Below are 26,674 nucleotides of genomic sequence, written 5' to 3'. Positions count from 1 at the left end.
AGCTCGTCACTCCGGACCAATGGACCGCTGTCCTCGAAATCAAAATCCTTGAACGGCTACCTCCATGTCAAAACTACTGAAGCGCTTGAAAACCTTTTTCAGACAAAAGCCCGCTCCTCCACCCGCCCCCACCGAGCAGGTTGTCGATGCAGCCACCTTGACCGAAGTGGACAAGCAACCTTCCCGAGTGGAAAGGAACCTGTCGTGGCTGCCGAGCAATCGTGAGCCAGAGGTTTTTGTACCGTTGATGCCCCCTGCCTGCCCGGACCTGACGCTAGTGGATGCCCTCCTGTTGCAGCGTTATCGGGTATTCGTCATCGCAAATGACCGGGCCGGATGGACATCAGAGACGACGATAAACCGCGATAAAGCCAGCCAACTGGCTCGTGACTTGTACGGCAAGGGGACAGATATTGGTTATTGTCGAGGTACCGAATCCTCGTTCGAAATCTATTGGCTCATACAATGTGCGGCCATTGTTTCGCTGTTGGCCCATGGACCACAATCGGAACAATTCCTTACCTATAGAAAACATGTTGATTCCAATCGAGACTCTGCCCGGATTGGAGAGCAGGTCCGAATGTTTGATCAATACGTGGCGTCGCGCAGCAATCAAGACGTTGGTACCGAGAGGGACCGCCTCTTGAAAACGCCGACAACTGCCCTCGACTACATTGACAATGCGATCACCATCACCGCCCTGAGATACAACGGCTGTCCAGAATTCCAGATTTATTCAAGCTCGTTAATCCAGTTGCAATTCATCAAGAACGTGTTGCTGGGCGTTGAAAAAGATAAAGCCCGGTTGCACCAATTGACCATCGGCGTTTGGGCCAGCAAAGAGTTTGAAGCCGACGATCCTGAACTTGCTGGCGTACTGGGGGATGCCTTCTACATAGGCATTCAGATCTCACGCGGTCTGAAGATTCAGCTGCCTAACGGGTTGCCACCGGAAAGTCTTCCTCGCACATGAAATTGCTGCGACTTCAGGGATAACACTAGAGGTAACGTCATGACCGAAACCTGGTACCACGTTGACAACGGCACCCTTTGGATAGCAGATCAATCCATTCACCTGCCTCACCCGGTCAAAGTCGCCTTGCAGCATGACGACAGGCTCGCGGTCCTGATCGAGTCCCCTTCAAATGTCATTTTCAACAAAAACATCCTTGCACTATCGAGGCAGGGAAAGGTGGTTTGGTTCATCCAGGAAAGTCCCCACGGCACGCAAGCAGACAAGCCATACATGAGTCTTCAGTGCGACAAAAACGGGGCGTTGATCGTTAGTAACTGGAATGGCCTCAGTTACTCGGTCGATTGGCACAATGGTTCCGTCAGCGTTGTGAACTTTGATAAATGATTCGCTCAGGACTGGCGCCATGAAAGACATCTGCAAGATCTCCTCGAACCTTGCCCGAACAGCAGAACTACTGAGGAGATTCGGTCACCCGCAATGGGCCGACAGACTTGAGGAGTGCAGCCTTGCGCTGCCTCAGGATACGGCGTACGCGTTGTCTCGATTGATGTCGCTGTACGGCGGCATGGGCTCGATCAACGACGTTGTTCTGTATGAAGACGCAACGCCCTTGCTGGCCGAAAATAACGAACTTCAGACGCTGCTATCAGACCTCCATCAGCTCTGCGCACGGTGCCATTGAACTTCGCACCCCACGCTTGCAGGCCAAAATCGGCGATGTGCCGGATCGGCAATGGCGCCTTTAGGTTCGCAGATACCAAGTGCTCGGGCATCCGCAACAACGCCGTCTTGTTCGCCCGCTTGAGCATGCGCAACGAGAATGGCAGCAGGCACGCCATCAATACGACCAGCCCCCCCGCCAGCAACCAGTATCATCGATTTGCCGATGCAGTGGCCGGCGCTGGTGATTGCGGTTGTCTGCGCAGTGGTTGCCTTGCTGAAATAAGCTTACCGACCGCTCGGCAAGGGCGGTCGCGTTTCGACTTGCTCAAGGCTTACACGGTAGGTGGTGTAAGTGTCGCCGTCTTCAAGGTAAAGGTTGCTCTGGTAATTCGAGACTGCGCCTTTGAGCTTGATGTGCAGGCCGTTGGAGACACGCTGGATTACCACGTCCTTCAAGTCAGTGTCCGAGACCAGGAAGGCCGGGGTCTTGCCGAGGAGCACCTTCATCGTCTCATTATTCCTGCCGTCGCCATTGTTGACGTAGAACCTCAGGTTTTTGGGCTCATCTGGATCCCTGGCATCTTGAACGATGTAGATCGACTGCCCCGGAATGAAGTCTTGCTTCAGGACTACCTCGGAAGGAAATTCCGGTTTCTGCAGGTACGCATAGATGAAAACGCCTGCAAGGCAGAGCAAAAAGATAATCAAGAGATACTTTTTAACCCTGACTACAAGAGTTTGCAGTTCGGTCTTGTTCATGGGATTCAACTGTAATCGAAGGTGAATAGCACCAAGCCTTCAATCGGCTCTGTTTGCGCCGGCCGTCCGGTAATGGTAGCCATGGCACCCGTCCCGCTCGTTCAGCTCGCCGACAAAGCCCTCGTACGGTTCCAACGGGCTGAGCATGTGCAGCACGCCCGACCACTCGGGGTTTACGGTGCTGATATCTAAGCTGAACAAAGGGTGCAGATGGTTGGCCAGTTCCAGTTGATCGGCGACAAACACGTCTTCAACAGGTGGGAACGGCAGCATGCCGGTGGGGACTTTGGTGAAGTCGGGGGTGTGATCGTCGGTCATCAGAGATTCTTCCTTGTGGGGAGCCTCGGATTGAGCACTTTGGGTATCAATGGCTGTCTTGGTAAGCGCCCAGCGTGGCGCAGTGGCGACATTTGAACAGGTAGGCGGTAGGCCCATGATCCTTATCCAGGGCATTGAAGAACGCTCGCCACTGCGGGCCGTCCTCCAATCCTGTTGAGTCCTGAACGGCGGCGATGGCCGCTGGGCCCAGTTCAAGCAACTCTGCATGGCCGGCCTTACCGACAAACTCGGCTGCGTCGTCGCAGTGAGTCAGCCAGCACTCTTGCTGCCAGCCATTAAAACCAGGCGTGCGCTGGCTGACTTCGGCGATCTGCGCCTCGCTCAGCGTGTCTTCGCCGTCCAGGCCGATACTCTCGTCATCGACAAACGTCGCGCCCAGGCGCTGGTGCGCACTCCCGTCGGCAATGCACCAAGGGCAGATGCAGTTTTCGTATTCATCAATGGCGTATACCGGGCCCACATAAATGTAGCCTCGCGCCTGATTGCAGCTCACGCAAGTGGCGTAAGAGGCTTGCACCGAACCGCTACCGACGGGATCGGGATGATAAATAAAGTGGGGCAGTGTCATGTACGCATCCTTGTTAAGTGCATGCCTTTCATTGCTCGACCTGCTCTAACCATGTCTTGAATTCGAGGGCTTGCTCGGGGGTATTGAGTTGCGTAATCCAGGCGATTTCTTCCGGCACGCTTTGAGAGTCAGAGACTGCGAATACATAAATGGCGTTCTCAAACGCGCACGTCGTCAGCGACCTCAAGGCCGCAACACAGTGTTCGAAGACGAGTGCGCGGTGACGTTCAAAATCTTCATCGGGAATCGAATCAGCCAAGTCCCACAACAGGCTCGACAGGACGTTGAAGTGATCGCCACCGAAGGTTTCGTGGCTCCATTCAGCGGGTGACCATTTGAAATACGCCTGCTCAGCAGGTTCTTCAGCCTGCACGCGCGCCAAGTGATCAGCCGTGTTGAACGACGGCACCAGAGTCCGCGCATCAGCGTCTGAGTACAGCGCAAACCCACAGACATCGGCAGTGGGGTGCGCTTGGCGAAATTGCTCGATAGCCCTCTTGCACGCTACCTGAATATCTCGCTGAAAATGGTCGTTGATCTGGCCCGAGTCGCTCATTCAAAAAAGAACCTCATGAAACCATCCATATCCGTGCCCTCAACATCGCCGACCACTTCCCTGGCCCTGAACAGAAAGGCGGGCGTGCGCTGCCCCAGGATACGGCGTACGCGTTGGCATGGGCTCGATCAACGACGTTGTCCTGTATGAAAACGCAACACCCTTGCTGGACGAAAACAACGAACTGCAAGGGCTGCTATCAGACCTTCATCAGCTTTGCGCAGGGAGCCATTGAACCCGGCGCCCCACGCTTGCCAATGCTGAAAGCCTTCAGGCCTGCTCGAATCGCTGCTGCAGCAAGTGCCGGGCTGTGCCTGCATTGAGGTAAGTGCCGATCAGTTCCGCCAATTGCTCATTCTTGAGCTTTTTGTCGTCCCGGCAGAACTGAATCAACTGTAACTGGACCCAGCGCTTTTTCTTGTCGAGCTTCGCATCAGGCGAAAAGAACGAGCGCGAGGCCAACTCAGGCATCGGGGCATCGTCTTCCAGCAGCAGATTCAAGTGCAGCCCCTGGCCCATTTGCAGGCCAAAATCAGCGACGTGCCGGATCGGCAGTGGTGCCTTGAGGTTGGCAAAGACGAAGTGCTCGGGCGTCAGCAACAACGCGGTCTTGTTCGCCCGCTTGAGCAAGCGCAACGAGAACGGCAGCAGGCATGCCATCAATACGACGAGCACCCCACCAGCGACCAGTATCATCGATTTGTTACTCCCTGAAGCCTGCGGCAGCAGCCACGGCAAGACCAGCAACCCCAAGCCCAACAGCAAAAAGAGCGAGAAGCAACCCAGGGTAATCCACCCGCGCAATCGTGCGCCTTCATGCAGTCGGACTTCCTCCGTGGCATTGCCGGCATGGCTACGCAACTCCTGCACAATCGCCGCATCCTGCTCCACGTAATGGCCGAGAAAGTCCTCGGTAATGCGCGCACGCAATGCCTGGGGATCGGCGAAATAGTGATCCATCGCGGCGCAGGCTTGTGCCGCGTTGATCGGACGGGTGCCGCGGCTGACGGCCTCTTCGACCGTGACTTGCAGGGACGCCAGCCGCTCGCGATTGGAGGGGTGAGTGTCCGACGGATGAGGCAGGCTGGTTGCCATTTCCTCCTCGGGCAGGGTCAGCGGCTGCACGGCCAGCTCCTGCACCAGGCTGCCAGGCAAATCGCCGGTACGCACGTGTTCGGCGCTGGGGTTGGTCGCGCGGGCTACATGGGTCGATACACCCTGCTGCAACAAGGGGTCGATGGCAGCGATGCGCACCAACGCCGACGCGATGGCGATATTCCCCGTCAACTTCGCGCCCGCCGCGTCCGCCGCCAGCTCCCGCACGCGACTCCAATGGTTCACCGCGTGATCGAAACGCTCAATGAAATACTCACCGAGCATGAACGCCGGCCACAGCGTCGTGCGTTGCAGCACATCGCTTTGCAGCATGGTTTCGGCAATCACGCCGAGACTGCGGCCGATACCCTCGTAGATCGGTACGAAACGCAGGCTGTACTCGGTATCGGCACCGGCGAAGTGGGCCAGTTCGTGACCGATGACCGCGCCGGTTTCCGCCGAATCGAGCAGGCCCAGGTACAGCATCGGCACGTGCAGGGTGCGGCCCTTGAGCGCGGTGCCTGACGGCAGCAGGTTGACGTCGCTGGAGGTGACGTAAAAGCCTTCGGTCATGCCCAACACTATGTGCTCGGGTGCCAGCGCACCGAGTTGATCCGCCAGCTCGCGAACACGGGCCCACAGCGCAGGCGCCTGCTCCGGTGTGACAACTTGGCCGAGAACGCTCATCGGCGTGGACTGGAACATGTGCAGCATGACCGGCAGCTGTTTGCCCATCTGCCAGATCGAATACAGGAAACCGAGCATCAGCATTAGCACGACGAGCATCAGCTTGAATTCACCGGTGCTCATGTTCCCCATGTGCCACAGCCCCAGGCCTTCGAAACCGAGGATGGCCGCCACCGCTGCGCCCATGGCGACGATGTGCCCCACCAGCAGGTACGGCAACAGACGGCTCACCCGGCTGAAGGTGTGCAGCAATCGTTCACGGGAATGACTCGCGCGGGCGCCGGCCCAACGCAAACCCAGCAGCCCCAGCACGCCGACCAGCGAGGCCAGCAGGCCGAGGGCGATGGCACCCTTGGCCAGGTTGTTCATCACGCCAACCACCGGCTGCACGATGGTCAGTTCGTGTTCGGCCTGGGTAACCCGCGATAACGCCTCGTGGACACCCATGCGTTCGCCGTTGATATCGACCTTGGCCGAGCGTGAGAACGGCTTGGCAACCATCGCTTCGATTTCGACATGCATCTCGCTCAGTTCGGCCTTGATATCAGCGAACTCCTTGATGCTCTCGGTGCTGCGCTGTAACTCCCAGACACCAAACAAGCCAAGGAAAAGCGGCAGGAGAATCAGCACGGCAATGAGTTTCAACGTTCTCATGAGACAGGGCCTCAATAGTCGCGTCGCCTTGTATCCGTGGCGAGCATAAATTCCATTTAACGAAGGCCCGAAAGCCCTCACGCTAATGCACGGCCGACACATGAAAGTTGTGAGACGCAGTCGTACCTGGCGCGTTATACAGAAATAACGGCGATATGTAACTCCGTATTGCCCGAACACTCGTTCAACAGCGCAAGGTCGCCTTGTATATCCACGGATATCTCGGGATGCCATCACTTCGTGCCAGTAATATGACACTTATTCTTCAATTTTTTCCTTACCGGATAATCAAGCGGGCATTAGGTGAACCGGTTCACCTTTTTTCAATTTTTTTTAATTAAAAATTGGATCCATTTTCTTCCGGAAACCATTGAATCCATTGGGTTTCAGGCACTTGTGCAATTGACATCCGGCAGATGATGGCAAGCAGACATCATTGCGGCAGGTCACAAAAAAAAGAAAAAATCCGCGCCTCGTAGGAACTTTCCTACACATCCCGTTGCCATACACGACGTTACTGGCAACTCGATATCCATATGCCAGCATCGCACTCCCAATGATTCCTGGCAGTGTGATTTCTTGATGTCAAACATCAGCGATCACAACTGTGAACTGGTCGAGAAATTAGTCACTGCGCCCGTACTCCCCTGTATATCCGGGTAGTCGTCGCGAAGTGTTCAAGGACGAAGTTACCGATGACTCAGACGTTTTTTGATGTTGAAGCATTGATCAAGCTGCGAAGCCAGACCCGGGCCATTTCTGACGCGCTCAAGGCGCAGGCTTCGGACTACCTGGCGACCCTGGCTTTGCTGATTCGTCCGCAGACGTTTTTCGGTGAATACCTGCAGGGCGCGCAACGCAGCAGCGGCCGCGAGACGCAGCACCATTTCAAGGAACTCAAGGCGCTCTACGACCGCATCGGCTCGGCCGCTCCGTTCCAGCTGGTCAACGAACTCGAAGTGCCCCTCAACCTGCTCAGTACCACCCCGCAACTGTTTGCGCTGGAGTACGACAAGGTACTGTCCCAAAGCGGCCAATCCATTCGCATCACCAGCCCTGTGCGCTGGGTAGTCGGGTTCAGTTCGTTCGACCTGGCCCGTTTTCGCACGGTCATCAACGACCCCAATCGCAGCAGCGCCGAGCTGTACCGCTTCGTGGTGCATTACCTGGTGCTGTTCTACTGCCTGAGCAAGTCCCCCGGTATCAGCCGCTTGCTTGAAGGCCTGCGTTTTCCCGTCACCTTCGAACGCTTGAAAGACTTCGGCGACCTGCCCTTTTGCGTCATCAGTTCGCCGGTGCGCTCACAGTTGCCCGACGAATCGGTGATCCGCAGCAGCACCCAGATCGCCGGCAACACCAGCTTCGAAGAATTGGTGGGCTTGGAAAACATCATGGAAATGAACGATGAAATTCGTCAGCGCCTGCTGCTGACGATCGAAGGAATGTAACGCGCTCGGTCACCCATTGAACCGACACGCAAACGACTTGCAGCGAATTGTTCGCACAGGAGATCACGATGGCGAAGAAGGAAAGTACCCAGCACAAACTCGACCGCGTTCGCGCGCCTCGGGTCCATATCACCTACGACGTGGATATCGGTGACGCTCAGGAAAAGAAAGAGCTGCCCTTTGTCGTCGGTGTGCTGGGCGATTTCTCCGGTAACCCGCTGGAGCCGCTGCCGAAGCTCAAGGACCGCAAGTTCATTTTCATCGACCGCGACAACTTCAACGGCGTGCTCAAGGGCATCAAGCCGCGCCTGACCTACCGCGTCGACAACACCCTGGCCAAGAACGGCACGCAACTGGGTGTGGAGCTCAACTTCAACGCCCTCGAAGACTTCGAACCGCAGAACGTGGTCAAGCAGGTCGAGCCGCTGCGCAAGCTGCTGGAAGTGCGCAACAAGCTGGCGGACCTGCGCAACAAGATGGGCGGCAACGACAAGCTCGAAGAACTGCTGATGGACGTGCTGCAGAACACCGAGAAGTTGAAAACCCTGGGCAAGGAATTCGGCCGTGAAGCCGCCGTGCCAGCCACCGACGACAAAGCGTAGGAGCCTGACGATGAACGACAAGCAAACCGTGACTCAACAGGACAGCACGCTGGTTGAAGTGGACAGCTTCACCGCGCAATCCTCGTTGCTCGACAGCATCATTTCGCAAAGCCGCGTGGCCCGCTCCGAGACCGAGCGCACCCGCACCCGCGACCTGATCGGTGAATTGGTCAACCAGATCCTGGAAGGCGAAATGACGCCAAGCAAGGACCTGATCGCCGTGCTCGATGCGCGCATCGCCGAGATCGACGCGATGCTCTCCGAGCAAATGAACGAGATCATGCACGCCAGCGAGTTCCAGCAGCTGGAAGCGTCCTGGCGCGGCCTTAAGTATCAGGTCGACCAGACCGAGACCAGCACCACGCTGAAGATCCACCTGCTCAATGCTTCGAAGAAGGACCTGGTGCGCGACCTCAAGTCCGCTTCCGAATTCGACCAGAGCGCGCTGTTCAAGAAGATCTACGAAGAAGAATACGGCACCTTCGGTGGTGCACCGTTCGGCATGCTGCTGGGTGACTACGAGTTCAACCGCAGCCCGGAAGACATGTACCTGCTCGAAGAGATTTCCCACGTTGCAGCGGCTGCCCACGCTCCGTTCATTTCGGCGGCCTCGCCAGAGCTGTTCGGCTGGGACTCGTTCACCGACATGTCCGGCCCACGGGACCTGGCGAAGATTTTCGACACCGTCGAATACGCCAAGTGGAAGTCGTTCCGCGCCAGCGAAGACTCGCGTTACGTCGGCCTGACCCTGCCCCACGTGCTCGGTCGCCTGCCTTACGGCCCGGATACCACGCCGGTCGAGGAATTCAACTTCGTCGAAAGCGTCGATGGCCGCGACCACAACAAGTACCTGTGGATGAACGCCGCCTACGCGCTGGGCACCCGGGTCACCGATGCGTTTTCCCGCTACGGCTGGTGCGTGGCGATCCGCGGTGTCGAGGGTGGCGGTCTGGTGGAAGGCCTGCCAACCCACACGTTCAAGACCGATGACGGTGAAATCGCCCTCAAGTGTCCGACCGAAATCGCCATCACCGATCGCCGCGAGAAAGAGCTGTCGGACCTGGGTTTCATTCCGCTGGTGCACTGCAAAGGTACCGACTACGCCGCGTTCTTCGGCACCCAGTCGACGCAGAAGCAGAAGCAGTACAACACCGACATCGCCAACGCCAACGCCCGGCTTTCCGCGCAGTTGCAGTACATCTTCGCCACCTCGCGCATCGCCCACTACATGAAGGCGATCATGCGCGACAAGATCGGCAGCTTCGCCTCGCGCAAGGACGTCGAGCTGTTCCTCAACAAGTGGCTGTCGAGCTACGTGTTGCTGGACGACACCGCCAGCCAGGAAGCCAAGGCCAAGTTCCCGTTGCGCGAAGCGCGCGCCGAGGTGTTCGAGGTGCCAGGCAAGCCAGGGGTGTACAAGGCCGTGACCTACCTGCGCCCGCACTACCAACTGGACGAACTGACCGCTTCGTTGCGCCTGGTCGCCGAACTGCCGCAATCGACCCGCGCCTGATCGCCAACATTGCCAGGGAGGCAAGATGACCCGTCAACACAAGCTGTTGCCATCACTGCTGGACCGCTTGCTGGACGATCGTCCGCATCAGTCCATCGAAGCGTCATCGCAACGCTTGTGTTCGCTGGCCGATTACAAGGCCAGCATCGTTCGCGACCTCGAAGTCCTGGTCAACACCCGCCAGTCCCTGGTCGCCAACGAGCTGGAGGGTTTCGCCAACCTCAGCGGCAGCATCCTCGACTACGGCATGCCCGACTTCACCAGTCGCAGCGTGCTTGATCCGAAGGATCGCCTGCTGATTCAGCGGCAACTGGAGAAGGCCATCACGGTCGGTGACCGGCGCTTTCGCAGCGTCAAGGTGCAACTGCTCGCCCAACAGACCGGCCAACGCATGCTGACCTTTCGCGTGGACGCGGTCCTGCGCCTGCAAGACGTCACCCGCCAGGTGTCCTTCGACGCGGTGCTGCAGGTCAACACCCAGGAATACAAAGTGCAGAACCTCAACTGATGCTCGACGATCTGCTGCCCTATTACGAAAAGGAACTGTCGCACCTGCGCTTTTTGGGCCAGGAGTTCGCCAGCCAGTATCCGAAAATCGCGTCGCGGTTGCTCATCGAGGGCGATAACTGCGAAGACCCGCACACCGAGCGCTTGATCGAAGCGTTCTCGTTTCTCTCTGCACGCGTGCACAAAAAGCTCGACGACGAGCTGCCGGAAATCGTCGAGTCGTTTCTCGAGGTGCTGTACCCGCATTACCTGCGCCCTACCCCGTCGATGTCGATCGTCGAGTTCAACCTGGGCAAGCAGGAGAAAGTCACCGAGGCTTTCCGCGTGCCCCGGCATACCGAACTCAGTGCCAACCCGATCGATGGCGTGGTGTGTAAATTCCGCACCTGCTACCCGGTCGAGCTGTGGCCGGTGTCGGTGCAACAGGCCTCATTCATCGAGATGGAACGCTCGGCGTTCAACGGCCACAGCGCTGACCTGGTCGCGCGCTTGCGCATTGGCCTGGTGGCCACCTCCGACGTGATGTTCGGCAAGCTGGAACTGGACAACCTGCGGTTCTTCCTCGACGGCGAAAGCACCTTGATGCTGCAACTGTACGAGCTGCTGTTCAACAACCTGGCCAAGGCCACGCTGACCTTCGAAGATCAGGGGCGCAGCCGTGAGGTCGTGTTGCCGGCCAACGCGTTGAAAGCCGTGGGTTACAGCCTGGACGAAGGCCTGGTGGACTACTCCGAGCGCTCGTTCCTCGGTTACCGCTTGCTGCACGAGTACTTCACCTTCCCCGACAAGTTCATGTTCTTCGACCTGTCGGGCTTTGCACGCATTCTGGCCGGCAAGGAGATCGAGAAGGTCGAGGTCAACTTCTACTTTTCCGACTACGACCTGAGCGACCGCCTGGCGCGCCTGACGCAGAACATCGGGCGCAATAACTTCAAGCTCAACTGCACGCCGATCATCAACCTGTTCCGCCAGCAGGCCGAGCCGATCAAGTTGACCCACGCTCAGCACGAATACGCAGTGACGCCGGATGTGCGCCTGCAAGGCTCGGCCGAAGTGGTGTCCATCGATCGCGTGCGTCGGGTGCGCAAGGTCGGCGGCATCGATCAGGTCGGCACCTGCCATCCGTTTTTCGAACCCCGTGGCGATCAGGGTCCCGGCCAAAGCTTCTGGATGGCCCGGCGCCGTGCGGTACAGAGCGGCCAACGCGATGGCTCGAACGTGTTTATCCGGATAGTGGATCGCGAGCTGGGGTTGATGGAGGCCAACAACGATGCGTTGAGCATCCGCCTGACCTGCAGCAACCGTGACCTGCCCCTGCTGTTGCCGTACGGGGGCGAGCGCGGCGATTTCAATATCCCGGGCAACTCGGTGATCAAGGACATCCGCTGCCTGCGCAAGCCCACCGCCACCGCGCGCGTGCCCCTGGGCAACGGCGTGATCTGGCGGCTGATTTCGCACCTGTCGCTCAACCACATGTCGTTGGTGTCCCGTGGTCGCGAGGTGCTGCTGGAGCTGTTGTCGCTCTACAACTACCGCAACGTGTCGGCGATCCGCAAACAGATCAACGGCATCGTTTCGGTGAGCAGTGAACCTGTGGTCGCGCGCATCGGCCACCCGCGGCCGAATTTCGTGCGCGGCGTCGGCATCACCCTCAACTTCGATGAAAGCCAATACACCGGCAGCGGTGTGTTTCTGTTCGGCATGGTGCTCGATCACTTCTTTGGCCAGTACTGCTCCATGAACAGCTTTACCCAATTAACCCTTCGCACCTTGCAGCGCGAAAAGAGAGTCGTCCAATGGCCACCGCGAACCGGCGATCAACCCCTGGTCTGATCGACCAGGCACGGGCTGAGCCGCACCGATTCGAGTTTTTCCAATTGGTGCGCTTGCTTCGCCTGCATTACAGCAGAACCGGGCGCATGGACCTGCAGACCCGACCGCACGAAGACCCTCTGCGTTTTCGCTCGCAGCTGTCGCTCAACTTCCCGGCCAGTGAAGTCAGCGACTTGCAGTTCGAGCGTGAAGGCAAGGTGTCCGTGGCCGGCCTGCCGCTGTCCGAGATGCAAGTGACCTTCATGGGGCTGGTCGGGCCGTCGGGCGTGTTGCCGCGCCCGTACACCGAGCTGTTGATCGAACGGCACATCCAGTACCGGGATGACGCGGCCCATGCGTTTCTCGACATCTTTTCGCACCGCATGACCACGCTGTTCTACGAGGCCTGGCAAAAGTACAAGTTCTACATCGAGTATGAACGCAACGGCACCTCGGATTTCGATCGTTACCTGCTCAATCTGGTGGGCTTCGGCCCCGAGGCGCAGAAGCAGAAATTCGACAGACAAGGCTCGCCCCTGCGCCGGGAATTGTTCAGCTATTTCTCCGGCCTGTTCGCGCAGAAACCGCGCAACGCGTTGAACCTGGAAGCGATGCTGTCTTTCTATTTTTCGTTGCCGTTCAAGGTCAAGCCATTTGCCGGTCGCTGGCTGAAACTCGACGCCAGCCAGTGCACGCAGCTGGGGCGCAAGAACGCCGTGCTCGGGCAAAGCGCCGTCGCCGGCAACCGGGTCTGGGACTACCAGTCGTGCGTGCGCATCGAGATCGGTCCACTGGAACTGGCCGACTATCAACGCTTCCAGCCCGGCACCGAGGACTACCAGAAACTGCTGGAACTGGTGCGTTTCTATGTCGGTGCGGAACTCGACTTCCAGTTGGCACCCAAGCTCAAACCCAAGGCCGTACCGGTCGCCCGCCTGGGCAACGTGTCCCTGGGCCGGCTCGGCTGGCTCAAGCGACCAGGCGTCGACGTGGAGCCCTCCCGCTGCGCCCTCTTCCACATTCCTTTTGATGGGGTCTCCCTGTGAACCTGAAGTCCCTGTTTGCCAAGCTCAACGACACCAGCCGTGCCGCCACCGAAAGCGCCGCGGCCCTGTGCCTGTCGGAACACCACTACGATGTCGAGATCGAGCACCTGTTGTTGCAGTTGCTCGACAGCCACGACAACGACCTGCCGGCCATCCTGCGTCATTACGACGTGGTGCCTGAGCGCTTGCAGGCGCAATTGGTCACGGCACTGGGGACGTTCAAGAAAGGCAATACGCGCACCCCGGCGCTGTCGCCGCACCTGACCCGCCTGATCGAACAGGCGTGGGTGCTGGCCTCCATCGAGTTCGGCCAGGCCCAGATCCGCACCGGTCATCTATTACAGGCCTTGCTCGATGACGATGAGCTGCGCCGGGTGGTGATCGCGGGGGCGGCCGAGCTTGAGAAAATCAACGCCGACGATCTGCGCGTGAACCTCAACGCCTTGGTGGAAGGCAGCGCCGAATCGGCCCTGGCCAAACCGCCGAGCGACATCGCCAGCACGGTCAAGGGCAATGGCAAGACTCCGGCCCTCGATCAATACACCATCAACCTCACGCAAAGCGCTCGCGAAGGCCGGATCGATCCGGTGCTCGGTCGCGAGTTCGAGGTGCGGCAGATGGTCGACATCTTGACCCGCCGCCGCCAGAACAACCCGATCCTCACCGGTGAAGCCGGCGTCGGCAAAACCGCCGTGGTCGAAGGCCTGGCCCTGCGCATCATCCAGGGTGACGTGCCGTCGGTGCTCAAGGGCGTGGCCATCCACACCCTCGACCTGGGTTTGTTGCAGGCCGGTGCCGGTGTGAAAGGCGAGTTCGAAAACCGCCTCAAGTCGGTGATCGAAGAAACCAAGCGCAGCCTGCACCCGATCATCCTGTTCATCGACGAAGCGCACACCCTGATCGGTTCGGGCGGCCAGGCCGGGCAGAACGATGCCGCCAACCTGCTCAAGCCAGCCCTGGCCCGGGGCGAGCTGCGCACCATCGCGGCGACCACCTGGGCCGAGTACAAGAAGTACTTCGAAAAGGACGCCGCCCTGGCCCGCCGCTTCCAGGTGGTGAAGGTCGAAGAGCCGGACGAAGACAAGGCGATCCACATGCTGCGCGGCCTGCTGGCCAAGATGCAGGAACACCACAAGGTCACGGTGATGGACGAAGCGCTGGTGCAGGCCGTGCGCCTGTCCAATCGCTACATCACCGGGCGCCAACTGCCGGACAAGGCCGTCAGCGTGCTGGACACCGCCTGCGCCCGGGTCGCCCTGGGGCAATCGGCGCAGCCGGGGCCGCTGGAAGACTGCAAGCGCCAGATCGACAACCTGCAGGCGGAAATCTCGGTACTGCAGCAGGAAGCCGCCAAAGGCAGCGACCATGCCCGTCGCCTGGCCACCCTGAACGCCGAGTTGCTGACCGAACAGCAGACCCGCGATGCCCTCGAGCAACAGTGGCAACGCGAGCTGCAACTGGTGGAACAGCTCGGCGCCCTCAGCCACCCGGACAATCAGGCACCGGATGCACAAGAAATTGCCGCGGTGCGCGCCGAACTGGCCAGCGTCCAGGGTGAGCAACCCCTGGTGCATGCCCTGGTGGATGGCGGCACCATCGGCGAAGTGATTTCCGGCTGGACCGGCATCCCCCTGGGCAAGATGCTGCGCGACGAAATCGACACTGTGCAGCGCCTGCCGGCGCTGCTGGGTGAGCGGGTGCTCGGCCAGGACCACGCCCTGCAGGAAATCGGCAAGCGCATCAAGATTTCCCGCGCCCGCATGGAAGATCCGAACAAACCGATCGGCGTGTTCCTGTTGCTCGGCCCGAGCGGCGTGGGCAAGACCGAAACCGCACTGGCCCTGGCCGACACCCTGTATGGCGGCGAGCGCAACCTGATCACCATCAACATGTCCGAGTACCAGGAAGCCCACACGGTCTCCAGCCTCAAGGGCTCGCCGCCGGGTTACGTCGGCTATGGCGAGGGCGGCGTGCTGACCGAAGCGGTGCGACGCAAGCCGTACAGCGTGGTGCTGCTCGATGAGGTGGAAAAGGCCCACCCGGACGTGCTCGAACTGTTTTTCCAGGTATTCGACAAAGGCGTGCTGGACGACGGTGAAGGTCGCGAGATCAACTTCCGCAACACCGTGATCATCCTCACGTCCAACACCGGGACCGAGCGCATCATGCAGTGGTGCCTCAATGCACAGCCGCAACCGACACCGGAAGCCATCGTCGAAGGACTGCGTGAGGAGTTGAACCAGGTGTTCAAGCCGGCCTTCCTCGGTCGCCTGACCATCGTCCCCTATTACCCGGTCCAGGACGCGATTCTTGAGCGCATTGTCGCGCTCAAGCTCGCGCGCATTCGCCAGCGCTTCGAGCGCAATCATCAGGCCGTCCTGGGTTATGACGAGGCGCTGGTCAAAGCCATTGCCTCGCGCTGCACCGAGGTCGACAGCGGCGCTCGCAACATCGACAACATTTTGTCCAAGACCCTGATGCCGGAACTGGCACAGCGGGTCCTTGAGCGCATGGCGCAGGACAAACCGATCCAGAGTCTGAACATCGAGTTGGGCAGCGACGGCGATTTCGCCTATCGCCTGTGCTGACCGGGCATCTACAGGTAGTGGTCATGGACAAGAAAAGTTCAGGGAAGCGTCTCGAAAAGACGGCGTTGGCCAAATGCCTGACGGCGGTGGCGATGATGGCGGTACTGAGCGCCTGCGGCGTCACCGACCGGGTCGGCAAACGTGTCGACGACACCTGGGCGGGCGACATGCTGTTCGACGACCAGGAGAAGGTCATCCTCACCTCCGACGGCGGCAACCAGCTCAATCCCGACGCGTCCGGCCATCCGCTGTCGGTGGTGCTGCGCGTGTACCAGCTGACCTCGCTGGAGCGCTTTGCCTCGGTCGACGCCGACACACTGTGGGACGACCCGCAAAAGGCCCTCGGCAATACCCTGATCGAGAACCGCGAAATCACCTTGCTGCCGGGCATGGGCCAGGTCGACAAATGGCCGCTGAACAAGGCCACCGGCTATGTCGGCGTCGCCGCGTTTTTCCGCACCGACGAGAACAGCCGCTGGAAGGTTGCGTTTGACGCCAACTCCCTGCGCAAGGACGGCATCTGGTTCTCCTCCGACGGCCTGCGGGTACTGGTGGACAACAACAGGGTGTCCGCCGTCAGTGGCGTCGATGTCCTGGACAAACCCAAGACCCAGGAGCAGCTGGCCAAAGCCGCCGCCCTGCCCGAGCAGCCGGCCAAACCCTCGCTGACCGAGCGCGTGCAGGACGCCGTGGTGCAGAAGGCCCAGGACCAGACGAGTGCCTCCGCGCAAAAAGCCGTGGACTCGAAATTGAATTCATTTTTGGAAGGCGCTCAATGAGTAAGCAAAGCCGGGTGATGTGGTCCGAAGGCATGTTCCTTTTGCCCCAGCATTTCCAGTATCAGGATGAGTTCCACCAGCATCAGCTGGCGCAGGCGACCCTGCGCAACACGCCTTTTCACTGGGGCGTGCAGTTGCTCGAAGTGGACGAGGAAGCCCTCGCCACCGGCTCCCTGCAGCTCAAGCGGCTGAAGCTGGTGTTTCCCGACGGCAGCCTGTACGACGCGCCGCAGCACGACCCGCTGCCGGCCGCCCGCGACTTGAAGGACCTGCTCAAGGGCAACGACCTGAAGGTCTACGCCGCGCTGAAACTGCCGGAGCCCTTCGGCCTGAACTACGTCGAAGACGGCCAGGAACAGAAGACCGGGCGGCGCTATCGCAAGCAGTTCGACACCTTGCCAGACCTCAACGAAGGCGACCTGGAAAACGAAATCACCAGCCTGCGCCTGAACGTGGTGATGCTCATCGACGGCGACAACCTCGATGGCTACACCTGGTGCCCGATCGCCCGGTTGTCACGCAACAACATCGGCGGCTTCAACCTCGACGGGCATTTCGTGCACCCGACGCTGCACCTGGGCACCCATGACACCCTGATCGGGCTGGGCAAGCGTTTGCTCGGTGCCCTGCAATCGAAGAGCAAGGCGCTGTCGGGGCGGCGTCGCGAGCGCGCGGACCAGATTGCCGAGTTCGGCTCAAGCGACGTCACCCTGTTCTGGCTGTTGAACACGGTGAACCGTGCGCACCCTGCCCTGGCGCACCTGCTCGCGCATCCACGCCTGCACCCCGAGCGCCTGTATCTGTTCCTGGCCGAACTGGCCGGCGGCTTGCTGACGTTCTCGCTGGACACCCAGCTCAACGACATCCCCGAGTACGACCACCACGACCCGGCGGCCTCGCTGGTCAGGCTCGACGAAATGATTCGCGTGCTGCTCGACAACGTAGTGCCAAATCAGTGCGTGGTGATCAACCTGACCCAGACCAAACCCTCGTACTGGCAAGGGCAGTTGCACGATCCACGGCTGGCGGAGGCGGATTTCTACATCTCCGTGCACGCCGACATGCCGGGCGCGAGCCTGCTGGAACTGGTGCCACGGGCGTTCAAGGTCGGCTCGCCGGAAGACATCGAAGTGGTGGTCAACAGCGCCATGCCGGGGGTCACCCTCAATCATTCGACCCGCCTGCCCAATGCGATTCCGGTGCGACTGGACAATCACTACTTCTCCATCGAACCCCATGGCCGGGTCTACGAGCGAATGATGAGTGCCCAGGCCATCTCTTTCTATGCGCCCAGCGCGTTCACCAACCTCAAGCTTGAACTGATGGCGGTACTCAAATGACCGAAGCCGTACTGCAAGGCGCCGTGGCGCCCGCCCGTGAAAAACCGACCCTCAAGGACCTGGTGCAAGACTTCATCAGCATGGCGCTGATCGTGCGCAAGGGCCGCCAGGTGACGTCGGTCAGCGCCTTCGAGGCGAGCGTCGACAGCTTCTTCAAGGCGCTGGAGCTCGACGCCCGTGGCGCCAACTACAGCGTTGAACAGGTCAAGGACACCCAGTACGCCCTCTGTGCCTTCCTCGATGAAAGCGTGTTGCGCTCCGGGGACAACGAATTGCGTCGGCACTTTGAATTGCAGCCGTTGCAGTTCCGCTATTTCGGCGTGCACCTGGCCGGTGAAGGCTTCTTCGAAAAGATCGATGCGTTGCGTGGCGACGTCAAACAGAACCTCGACGTGCTCGAGGTCTACCACCTGTGCCTGGCCCTGGGGTTCGAAGGCAAGTTCAGCCTCGGGCAAAAGGACCAGTTGCGTTACCTGGCCAATACCCTGGGCCAAGACATCGCGCGTTTTCGCAAGACCCCCAAGGCCCTCTCGCCTGACTGGGCCTTGCCCGACCAAGTCTCGCAGATGCTGCGCCATGAAGTGCCCCTGTGGCTCTACCTGGCGCTGATTGCGCTGGTCTGCGCGGGTGTCTACCTGACGCTGGACTGGCTGCTGGGCAAAGACGTAGCCGCGTTGTCCGAACAAATCAGCCAGCTGTTCAGTGCCTGAGCACAGGTCAGGTAACCGAGTCAGGAAGACATGAAGACATTATTGCGTTCGTTGAAAAGTTTTTGGTTCCTCGTCCCCGTCCTGTGGCTGGCGAGCCTGGCGGTCTGCTGGTTCGTGGCCCCGCGCGTGGGTTGGCTGCGCGGGTATGCGCTGGAAGCGATGGCGCTCGTCAGTGCCTTCTACCTGCTGATCATTGTGCTGCGTCAGTACAAGCGCATCCGCGCCGAGCACAACCTTGAAAACCTGGTGCAGATCGAAGTCGATCGTTCGCTCAAGTCTTCTGGTGAGTTCCGCGATCAGCACGTGCTGCGCGAACGCCTCAAGCACGCCATCGCGATGTTGCGCACCGACCGCTCGGCCGGTGGCGGCGGTTCGTCGGCGCTGTATGATTTGCCGTGGTACCTGGTGATCGGCATGTCTGCGGCCGGCAAAACGTCATTGCTGACCCGCTCCGGTTTGTCCGCAAGCATTGCCAACAGCGCCAACGACACGGAAAGCGGTACCCAGCATTGCGATTGGTATTTCAGCCCCGAGGCCGTGATGATCGACACGGCTGGCCGTTACCTGCGCGACGACCCGTCGGCCAGTGAATTTGCCGCCTTCCTGCGCCTGCTGAAAAAACAGCGCAGCAAGGCCGCGGTCAACGGCCTGGTGCTGGTGGTGAGCCTGCCTGAACTGCTGGCGTGCAGCGCAACCGAGCGCAACGAACTCGCCGCACAACTGGTGTCGCGCATCGAGGAATACAACGATTGCCTGGACGCCAACCCTCCGATCTACCTGATGCTGAGCAAGACCGATCAACTGCCGGGCTTCAGCCAGGCGTTTGAAGGCCTGGACCTCAACGAGCGCCAACAACCCCTGGGCATGACCTTCGGTTTGTCCGAGATCCGTAACCAGGGCCTGCGCCCGGTGCTGGATGCCAAGCTGGCAAACCTGCACGGTCATATACGTCGCCACGTCGACGCCCAGATGATTGCCTTGGGTGCCGATGCCGACAGCGCGTTGCTGAACTTCCCGAACTATTTCGCCGAGCTGTCCGGGGTGCTGGAACAGTTTCTTCAGCATTTCGCCGAAACCCGTCGCAGCGGTGCGCCGCTGTTGCTGCGCGGGCTGTATTTCACCAGTGCCTTGCAGACCGACCAGCAGCTGAGCCAGGTGTATGAAGACGACCTGGCCGAGTCGTTCGCCTTGCAGCCTGCCGCCGAGCAACCGGAGCACGGCAGCGGCAAGAAAATCAGCGACCGCAGCTACTTCATCACTGATACGTTCCGTCGGGTGATCTTCCCCGATCGCGACCTGACCCTCTATCAGTCGCGCATTGGCAGGAACACCTCCGCCAGCCCTGCCCTGCTGGGCCTGGCAGTATTGGCCGGGGTTGCGTTCATTGGCTGGCAAGCCCTGTCGTTCCAGAACAACCGGCAGTGGCTGGCCACCTTGCGCGAACAACTTAGCGAGCTGCAACAGTCCCCGGACCGTGCAGGGTTACTCGCCTCGGGCCAGGGCCTGGAGCTGCTGCGTGAGCAACTCCACGCCATCGAGAAGCACCGTGCCAACGGCGTGCCGCTGCAACTGGGCGCCGGTCTCTATCGTGGTGACGACATCTACCGCGTTGCGCAGACTGCCTACTGGCAACAACTGCGCACCCAGGCGCTGGAGCCTGTCACCTTGCAACTGCAATTGCAGATGCGCGCCTTCAATGAGTTCGCCAGGACCATGGATGCGCAGAACAGCTTTGCGCCTGCACCCAACAAGGCCGACTCAGGCAAATCCCGCGCGTCGGGCCAGAAACTGCCGACCCGCTTGAACAACCTGCCGCGCAGCAGCGGTGATGTCGCCAATCGCCTGACCGGTGCCGCCAAGGGTGCTGCGAACAAGGTCCGGGGCGAAACGCTGACGGCGCTGCGCAACCCTGCCACGGCGAGCGATGCCGCTGACTTGTCGGCGACCACCGGCGGGCTGTCGTTGTCCGAAGAAATGCTCGGCCGGCTGGATGAGCGCCAAGTCGCCTCCATCATCGAGTCCTATAACGCACTGAAGCTTTACCTGATGCTCACGCAACCAGGCACCCATCCAGACCCGGAGTTCGTCGGCGCTGCATTGCCGGTGGCCTGGGCCAATACCGCCAGTGCCGAGCATCCTGTCAGCATCGCGGTGATCGAGGACAACTCACCGGTCTACGTGCAGTTGCTCAAGAATGGCCAGGCACCCGCCTTGTCGCGTAACGAGCAGCTCATCAACGAAACCCGCAACAGCCTGAAGTCCTTCATGATTTCCAGCTCGCTGGTAGACCGTGAATACCTGCGCCTGCAACTGGAATCCAGCCGTCAGTTCCCGGCTGTCGGCTTGAGCGACCTGGTGCCGCTGCCCGGCCGTCAGCTGCTGTATGGCAGCGAAGCGGTCCCGGCGATTTTCACCCGCCAGGGCTGGGAACAGTTCGTCAAGCCTGAGCTGATCAAGCTGGTGTCGGGCAACCTGCAAAACGAAACGGACTGGGTACTCGATGGCGAAGGCGGCGACAGCATCGTGCAGAAAGCCAACTTCATCCGCGAGTTCATGACGCGCTACAAGCGTGACTACACCCAGGCCTGGTACAGCTTCGTCGACAGCGTTGGCGTTCGTCACTTCACCGACATGGCCAATGCCACCCAGCAACTGTCACTGCTCAGCGACGTGCAGAACTCGCCGGTGAAAACCCTGCTGGCGGCGGTCAACGACAACACCCAGTGGGACGTCCCTGCCCCGCGCGAAACCCCGCAGGCGGGCGTCAAGCCCGATGACGGATTCTGGAGCAGCGTCAGCGGGATCTTCGATGGCAAGAACACCGCGCCCGGTGCGCTGGTATCGCCGCTGCCGGCGGTTGACGATGGCAGCCTGGCGAAGCGCTTCGAACCGGTATCGCGGGTGTTCGCCGTGCAAAACGCCGAAGGCGCCGACAGCACGATCATGGACCGCTACCTCGCAGCCCTGCGCAAACTCAAGGTGCGGATGAACAACATCCAGCGCTCCCAGGACGTCGGCAAGAGCAGCAAGCTGCTGATCAGTGAAACCCTCGAAGGGTTGCCAAGCGAAGTGACCAGCGTGCGCAACTATGTCGAGACCACCGTCGACACCAGCCAGGGCAGCCTGTCCGATTCGTTGCAGAGCCTGTTCAGCCTGCCGATCCAGTTTGCCTGGGAAACCCTGCGCGACCCGGCTGGCCAACAGATTGCCAAGGCCTGGGCGCAGCAGATCGCCAAGCCCTGGGAGCAGGTCATGGCGCACCGTTACCCGATTGCGCCCGGCAGCCGCAATGAAGCCTCGGTCAAGGATCTGCAGCGTTTCGTCGACCCGGAATCCGGGCTGCTGCCGAACTTCAAGCGCAACGAAATCGGCAACCTGTCCGGTGGCGAGGGCCTGGGGATGAGCAGCAACAGCAAGGCCACGCCGCTGGTCAATCCGAACATGGTCAACAGCATCGACAAGGCCAGTTCGTTGGGCCAGGTGATCGCCAGCCTGTCGGACCGCGACAACGGCTTCGAGATCATGCTCGAGCCCTCCGCCAACCTCACCGACATCATTTTCACCCTCGATGGCCAGGTGCAGCACTACCGTAATGGCAGGACCAGCTGGAGCCGTTTCTCCTGGCCGGGCACGACCACCACGCCGGGCGCACGCCTGGATGTGGTGACCCTGAGCGGCGAGCGCATCACGGTGTTCGACTACCCGGGCCGCTGGGGCCTGCTGCGCATGAACGACAGTGCACGGGTGAGTGATCTGGACGGCATCCAGCAACGCTTCAGCTGGAACACCGGCAGTGGCCCGGTCAGTCTTGCCGTGCGCAACTACGGCGGCGTCAAGCTGACCGACCTGGCCAACGTCAAGGCCTTGAGTGCGCTCAATGGCGCAGAGGGTCGCCCGCTGTGAGCCAGCAGAACTTGAACCCGGGAACCGGCCAATGATCGGTTGCTTCGGCAAGGTCCCCGCGAGCCCGGACTTCGTCAGCCTGCAAGGTGCGGGTGACGACGTCTGCGAGTTCGACGGCTGGCTGCAAGGCGCACTGGCCGCCCTGCAGCACCGCGACGACTGGCGCACGCTGTTCGACGGGTTGCCGCTGTGCTTTTTCAGTTACCGCGCACGCAGCGGCAACTGGTTGCTGGGCGGGCTGATCAGCTCGAGGGATTCGAGTGGGCGGCGCTATCCGTTTTTCATTTTCCAGTCCCTCAAGGCCAGCGAAGCCGAGCCTCTGGTCAATCCGTTCACCCTGGGTGAATTGTTCAGCGGTCAGATCCGCCCGCTGTTGCACATGGCCGTCCAGGGCGAAAGCACCTCGGCGCTGTTCGAGCGCATCAAGGCCCTGCGCCCGTTGCAAGGCCAGGACTTCGAATTGTTCCGGCGCGTGCATGACAAGTTCCTGATGAATTTCAACCTGCGCGATATCAGTACCGCACTCGAAGGCGCCTACCCGGAGTTCGTCACCAACGCCGTGCTGACCCGGCTGCGGGCCCTGGAAAAGCACCTCGGCCAGGCAACGCCAATCGGCATCGCCCTGCCCTTGCCGGCGGAAAGAGGCTTGAAAAACCCCACCGCCGATCTGTGGGTCACCTGGCTGACGCACATGACCGCGGCGCGCACCGTGCCGCAGGTCAGCCTGCTGGCGGACGACTTCATGCGCCCCCGACTGATCTGTTTTGCCTCACGCAATACCTGCGATGCCTATCGCCTGTTGACCGGTATCGGTGAGCGCTCGCAGAGCTATGACGTGCTGGCGTCTTTCGATGCCTTTGACGAGCACCACCGTAATCACGCCTTTGCCGAAATCGACCGCCCGTTGGGTGACGTTATCGACCGTTTTGTCGATGCCCTGGATTCGAAGCCCGTATGAACAAGATCAAGTATTACTTCTTGCGCTATCAACCCTACATCCTGGGGGTGTGCTTTTTCCTCACGATCTTCGTGGTGTGGGGCATCGGGCGTGGGTTCGGCTTCAGTTCGCTCAACAGCCTGCTGACCGGCATCGGCGTGTTCCTGGTGCTGTCCGCCGGGTATGTGCTGCTGCTCTATCGGGGCGTGTCCCGGCATCACAACCTCGAAGGGCTGCTGCGTGAGGATGCCGACCAGGCCGTGCTGAACGCGAGCCCGGCGGATCGCGAGGAAGTCAGCCTGTTGCGCGAGCGCCTGTTGCAGAGCATCGAGCGCTTGCACAGCAACAAGCCACGGGGCAGCAACCCCAAGGATGCGCTGTATGCCCTGCCCTGGTACCTGGTGGTCGGCCAGCCGGCCGCAGGCAAGAGCACCATGCTCTACCAGTCGGGCCTCAATTTCCCTTACGCCGAGCGCGAAGGTGTGCGAGTCGCAGGCCTGGGTGGCACGCGCAACTGCGACTGGTTCTTCAGCTCCGAAGCGGTCCTGCTGGACACCGCCGGACGCTACATGAACAACCAGGAAGAGGCCGGCAAATGGCGCGCATTCCTGCAGCTGCTGCGCCAGCACCGTCAGCGTCGGCCACTCAACGGCCTGATCGTCACTGTCAGCATCCATGACATCCTGCAGACCTCGCTCGAAGATCAGGAGCGCATCGCCAAGCGCCTGCGCGAACGCATCCAGGAAACCCATGCCTTGCTGGAAGTGCGCCTGCCGGTCTACCTGGTGTTCACCAAGTGCGACCTGGTGCCCGGTTTCACCCCCTTCTATCGCCAACTGGACGAGACCGCCCGCGGCGAAGTGATGGGCAAGACCTTCTCCCACAAAGGTTATGAGCAGGCCGACTGGGGGCAGCGCTTCGGCGCCGCGATGGACGAATTGGTCAGCTATTGGCAACAGGTGGCAAGCCAGCAACTGGTCACGCAGGACATCCAGATCACCCGGCAGGATTCGGCGGTGTATCGCTTCCCGCTGGAGCTGGCGGCCCTCAAACCACGGCTGCAACTGTTCGTCGATGCCCTGCTGCGCGCCAACCCTTATCAACATGCGGAACTGCTGCGCGGCTTCTATTTCACCAGCGCCCTCGATGCCGACCAGCCGGAATCGGGTGGGCATGCACGGCAGGTGACCGAGCGCTTCTCGCTGGAAGGTGAGCGAGAGATCGCCAACGGCAACGCACAACCGCGCCCGCTGTTCATCAACAGTCTGTTCCGCAAAGTCATCATTCCCGACCAGCACCTGGTGGCGCTGTACACCACTAACCACCGCGAACGTCGGCGCAAAGCCACCTGGATCGGCGCTGCCACACTGGTCGCGGTGCTGCTGTGCAGTCTGTTGGGCTGGTCGTACGTGAACAACAGGGACACGTTGCACAGCCTTTCGGCGGAACTGACCCAGGCGGCGGCCGATGACCGTTCCGCTACCGCGCAATACACCGCGTGGCAAACCCTGGATCGACTGCGCTTCTGGACCGCGCATTACTACGCGCAGCACCACGACGAAGGCGTGCCGCTGCGCATGCGCCTGGGGCTTTATCAAGGCCACAAGGTAGAGCCACTGGTGCGCAGCCGCTATTTCGACCGGCTGGAAAGCGTGATGCTCAAGCCCACGGCCGACAACCTGACCCGCTCGTTGTACTTGCTGACCACCCTCAAGGTCTATCAGCGCAATGCCAAGGAGTTGATGCCGGTGACCGGCGTGGACAGCGTCGAACCCAAGGCGCTGCCCAACGACAACCGGGCGCAATCCATTGCGCAGTTTGGCAAGGCGACGCTGGACACCTACGTGATGCTCTCGCGTGCCCAGCGGGAAAAGGCCGACCCTGCTTTCCTGAAAGCGAAGATCCCGGACTACTGGTACCCGGCGATTGCCCGCCAAGTGGGCAATGCCGGTGTCGCCGCCGCGGACTATGAGTTCGCCAGCCGCCAGATCAATTTCTACAGCGACCAGATTCACGAGCCGGACGTGCCGCGCATCCTCGACAACGCGTTCCTGATTTCCAGCTCGCGCAACTACATCAACAGCTTGCTGACGCAGTCATTGCGCTCGATCGAAACCATCACGCTGGAGTCGGACACCTTGTTCGCCTTTGGCCGAGCCGACTTCCAGAGCCTGAAGAATGAAGGCCAAGGCCAGCTAAGCGCGATCGCCGGCAAGCTGCTCAGCACCCCCAACGTCGGGAAAATCATCATCGCCGGGCACGCCGATCAACTCGGCGATCCCCAGGGCAACCTGCAGGTTTCCCGGCAGCGGGCACAAACCATCAAGACCTACCTGGTGGGCAAAGGCGTACCGGGCGAACTGGTCGAGGCCGTCGGCGAAGGCAGCACCCGGCCCCTGGTCAAGTGCGACATGCAACAGCCAAGGGCCCAGCTGATCCGGTGCCTGGAGCCTAACCGACGGGTCGAAATCGAAGTGCGGGCGCTCAACTGACACGCCGCGCTCTATGAAGAAAAACCGCTGCCCGGGCCGATTCCGGGTTGGCGCAACAAGCCTCTGTTGATCGATTCAAAGAGGTTAAAGCGAAGGGCTGTGATCTGTTTGCAGGTGACATCCTTTTTAATGAAGGTAAGGAGAAAGTAAAAATGGCATTTGACGCATACATCCAGATCGACGGCATTCCAGGCGAAGTACTGGACGACAAGCACAAGGATTGGATCGAAGTGCTGGGCTACGAGTACGGCGCCACCCAGGCGACTTCCGCGACAGCCAGCTCTTCGGGCGGTGCTTCGTCGGAGCGTGTGGCATTGAGCGACTTCAGCATCCGCAAAGCCGTGGACAAGGCTTCCGCCAAGCTGTTCGAAGCCTGCTGCAAAGGCACGCACATCGCCAAGATCCAGTTGAACGTCAACCGCGCCGGTGGCGACAAGGTGACCTACCTGACCATCAACCTGGAAGAAGTCGTGGTGTCTTCCGTCAAGGCGGTCGCTGGCGGAAGCCAGGGCGGCGAAGACAAAGCGGTTGGCGACCTGCCGATCGAAGAGATCAGCTTCAACTTCGCGCGCATCAAGACCACCTACACCCAGCAGAGCCGTGCCGACGGCCAGGGCGGCGGTAACGTCACCGGTGGTTGGGATCGCACTGCCAACAAGGTATTCGCGTAAACCCCGGGCAATAACGGGCCGCGAGAGCG

General features: G+C 60.4%; 22 protein-coding genes. 17 read left to right on the top strand and 5 right to left on the bottom strand.

Annotated features, from left to right (window positions below):
• The first annotated feature begins 64 nt into the window (after window positions 1-64).
• From NQL71_RS14060 to NQL71_RS14050, 3 genes are read left to right on the top strand one after another with little or no spacing between them, the layout of a single operon-like run.
• A complete protein-coding gene (locus NQL71_RS14060) occupies window positions 65-973 on the top strand; it encodes an immunity protein Tsi6 family protein (RefSeq protein ID WP_235431900.1) in 909 nt (302 codons plus the stop codon).
• Window positions 974-1,012: 39 nt separating this feature from the next.
• The gene (locus NQL71_RS14055) at window positions 1,013-1,360 is read left to right on the top strand and encodes a DUF7957 family protein (RefSeq protein ID WP_248687682.1); all 348 of its coding nucleotides are present in this window, start codon (window positions 1,013-1,015) and stop codon (window positions 1,358-1,360) included.
• A 19-nt stretch (window positions 1,361-1,379) separates the two neighbouring features.
• Complete coding sequence (locus NQL71_RS14050; RefSeq protein ID WP_046820296.1) at window positions 1,380-1,658, top strand: DUF6966 domain-containing protein; 279 nt, start codon at window positions 1,380-1,382, stop codon at window positions 1,656-1,658.
• A 266-nt stretch (window positions 1,659-1,924) separates the two neighbouring features.
• Here NQL71_RS14050 and NQL71_RS14045 read toward each other — a convergent pair whose 3' ends face one another.
• The 5 genes from NQL71_RS14045 to NQL71_RS14025 form a co-directional block, all read right to left on the bottom strand.
• A complete protein-coding gene (locus tag NQL71_RS14045) occupies window positions 1,925-2,398 on the bottom strand; it encodes a hypothetical protein (protein ID WP_046820297.1) in 474 nt (157 codons plus the stop codon).
• A 39-nt stretch (window positions 2,399-2,437) separates the two neighbouring features.
• Window positions 2,438-2,716, bottom strand: coding sequence for a hypothetical protein (locus NQL71_RS14040; RefSeq protein ID WP_223542075.1), 279 nt, complete (start codon window positions 2,714-2,716; stop codon window positions 2,438-2,440).
• 46 nt (window positions 2,717-2,762) lie between these two features.
• Complete coding sequence (locus NQL71_RS14035; RefSeq protein WP_046820299.1) at window positions 2,763-3,305, bottom strand: CbrC family protein; 543 nt, start codon at window positions 3,303-3,305, stop codon at window positions 2,763-2,765.
• Window positions 3,306-3,333: 28 nt separating this feature from the next.
• The gene (locus NQL71_RS14030) at window positions 3,334-3,861 is read right to left on the bottom strand and encodes a DUF4303 domain-containing protein (RefSeq protein ID WP_274642832.1); all 528 of its coding nucleotides are present in this window, start codon (window positions 3,859-3,861) and stop codon (window positions 3,334-3,336) included.
• 270 nt (window positions 3,862-4,131) lie between these two features.
• Window positions 4,132-6,297 (bottom strand): M48 family metallopeptidase, encoded by a 2,166-nt coding sequence (locus NQL71_RS14025; protein ID WP_274642831.1) that lies wholly within the window; start codon window positions 6,295-6,297, stop codon window positions 4,132-4,134.
• Window positions 6,298-6,992: 695 nt separating this feature from the next.
• Here NQL71_RS14025 and NQL71_RS14020 point away from each other — a divergent pair.
• From NQL71_RS14020 to NQL71_RS13955, 14 genes are all read left to right on the top strand, one after another.
• On the top strand, window positions 6,993-7,745 hold the full coding sequence (locus tag NQL71_RS14020; protein WP_046820302.1) for a hypothetical protein: 753 nt from the start codon (window positions 6,993-6,995) through the stop codon (window positions 7,743-7,745).
• 68 nt (window positions 7,746-7,813) lie between these two features.
• Entirely contained in the window at window positions 7,814-8,347 is a 534-nt protein-coding gene (gene tssB, locus NQL71_RS14015) for a type VI secretion system contractile sheath small subunit (RefSeq protein WP_046820303.1), read from the top strand.
• Between the two features lie 10 nt (window positions 8,348-8,357).
• On the top strand, window positions 8,358-9,860 hold the full coding sequence (gene tssC, locus NQL71_RS14010) for a type VI secretion system contractile sheath large subunit (protein WP_046820304.1): 1,503 nt from the start codon (window positions 8,358-8,360) through the stop codon (window positions 9,858-9,860).
• Between the two features lie 25 nt (window positions 9,861-9,885).
• Window positions 9,886-10,368 (top strand): type VI secretion system baseplate subunit TssE, encoded by a 483-nt coding sequence (gene tssE / locus NQL71_RS14005; protein WP_274642830.1) that lies wholly within the window; start codon window positions 9,886-9,888, stop codon window positions 10,366-10,368.
• The gene (tssF, locus tag NQL71_RS14000; RefSeq protein WP_046820306.1) at window positions 10,368-12,200 is read left to right on the top strand and encodes a type VI secretion system baseplate subunit TssF; all 1,833 of its coding nucleotides are present in this window, start codon (window positions 10,368-10,370) and stop codon (window positions 12,198-12,200) included. The genes tssE and tssF overlap by 1 nt, the downstream gene beginning before the upstream one ends.
• Window positions 12,164-13,225: a type VI secretion system baseplate subunit TssG gene (gene tssG / locus NQL71_RS13995; protein WP_046820307.1), complete on the top strand. Its 1,062-nt coding sequence runs from the start codon at window positions 12,164-12,166 to the stop codon at window positions 13,223-13,225. Before tssF ends, tssG begins: the two co-directional genes overlap by 37 nt.
• Entirely contained in the window at window positions 13,222-15,813 is a 2,592-nt protein-coding gene (tssH, locus tag NQL71_RS13990; RefSeq protein ID WP_274642829.1) for a type VI secretion system ATPase TssH, read from the top strand. Before tssG ends, tssH begins: the two co-directional genes overlap by 4 nt.
• Window positions 15,814-15,836: 23 nt before the next feature.
• The gene (gene tssJ / locus NQL71_RS13985; protein ID WP_274642828.1) at window positions 15,837-16,592 is read left to right on the top strand and encodes a type VI secretion system lipoprotein TssJ; all 756 of its coding nucleotides are present in this window, start codon (window positions 15,837-15,839) and stop codon (window positions 16,590-16,592) included.
• A complete protein-coding gene (gene tssK, locus NQL71_RS13980; RefSeq protein WP_046820309.1) occupies window positions 16,589-17,932 on the top strand; it encodes a type VI secretion system baseplate subunit TssK in 1,344 nt (447 codons plus the stop codon). Before tssJ ends, tssK begins: the two co-directional genes overlap by 4 nt.
• On the top strand, window positions 17,929-18,642 hold the full coding sequence (icmH, locus tag NQL71_RS13975; protein WP_046820310.1) for a type IVB secretion system protein IcmH/DotU: 714 nt from the start codon (window positions 17,929-17,931) through the stop codon (window positions 18,640-18,642). Before tssK ends, icmH begins: the two co-directional genes overlap by 4 nt.
• A gap of 30 nt (window positions 18,643-18,672) precedes the next feature.
• Entirely contained in the window at window positions 18,673-22,545 is a 3,873-nt protein-coding gene (locus NQL71_RS13970; RefSeq protein ID WP_274642827.1) for a type VI secretion protein IcmF/TssM N-terminal domain-containing protein, read from the top strand.
• 31 nt (window positions 22,546-22,576) lie between these two features.
• Window positions 22,577-23,503, top strand: coding sequence for a type VI secretion system-associated protein TagF (gene tagF / locus NQL71_RS13965; protein ID WP_274642826.1), 927 nt, complete (start codon window positions 22,577-22,579; stop codon window positions 23,501-23,503).
• A complete protein-coding gene (gene tssM, locus NQL71_RS13960) occupies window positions 23,500-25,974 on the top strand; it encodes a type VI secretion system membrane subunit TssM (protein ID WP_274642825.1) in 2,475 nt (824 codons plus the stop codon). The genes tagF and tssM overlap by 4 nt, the downstream gene beginning before the upstream one ends.
• A 152-nt stretch (window positions 25,975-26,126) precedes the next feature.
• Complete coding sequence (locus NQL71_RS13955) at window positions 26,127-26,645, top strand: Hcp family type VI secretion system effector (RefSeq protein ID WP_077183092.1); 519 nt, start codon at window positions 26,127-26,129, stop codon at window positions 26,643-26,645.
• Window positions 26,646-26,674 lie beyond the last annotated feature (29 nt).

This window comes from Pseudomonas serbica (assembly GCF_028823535.1).
GTDB classification, from domain to species: Bacteria; Pseudomonadota; Gammaproteobacteria; order Pseudomonadales; family Pseudomonadaceae; genus Aquipseudomonas; species Aquipseudomonas serbica.
The sequence above is the reverse complement of the archived record's forward strand: the minus strand, read 5'-3'. Positions and strand labels throughout refer to the sequence as shown.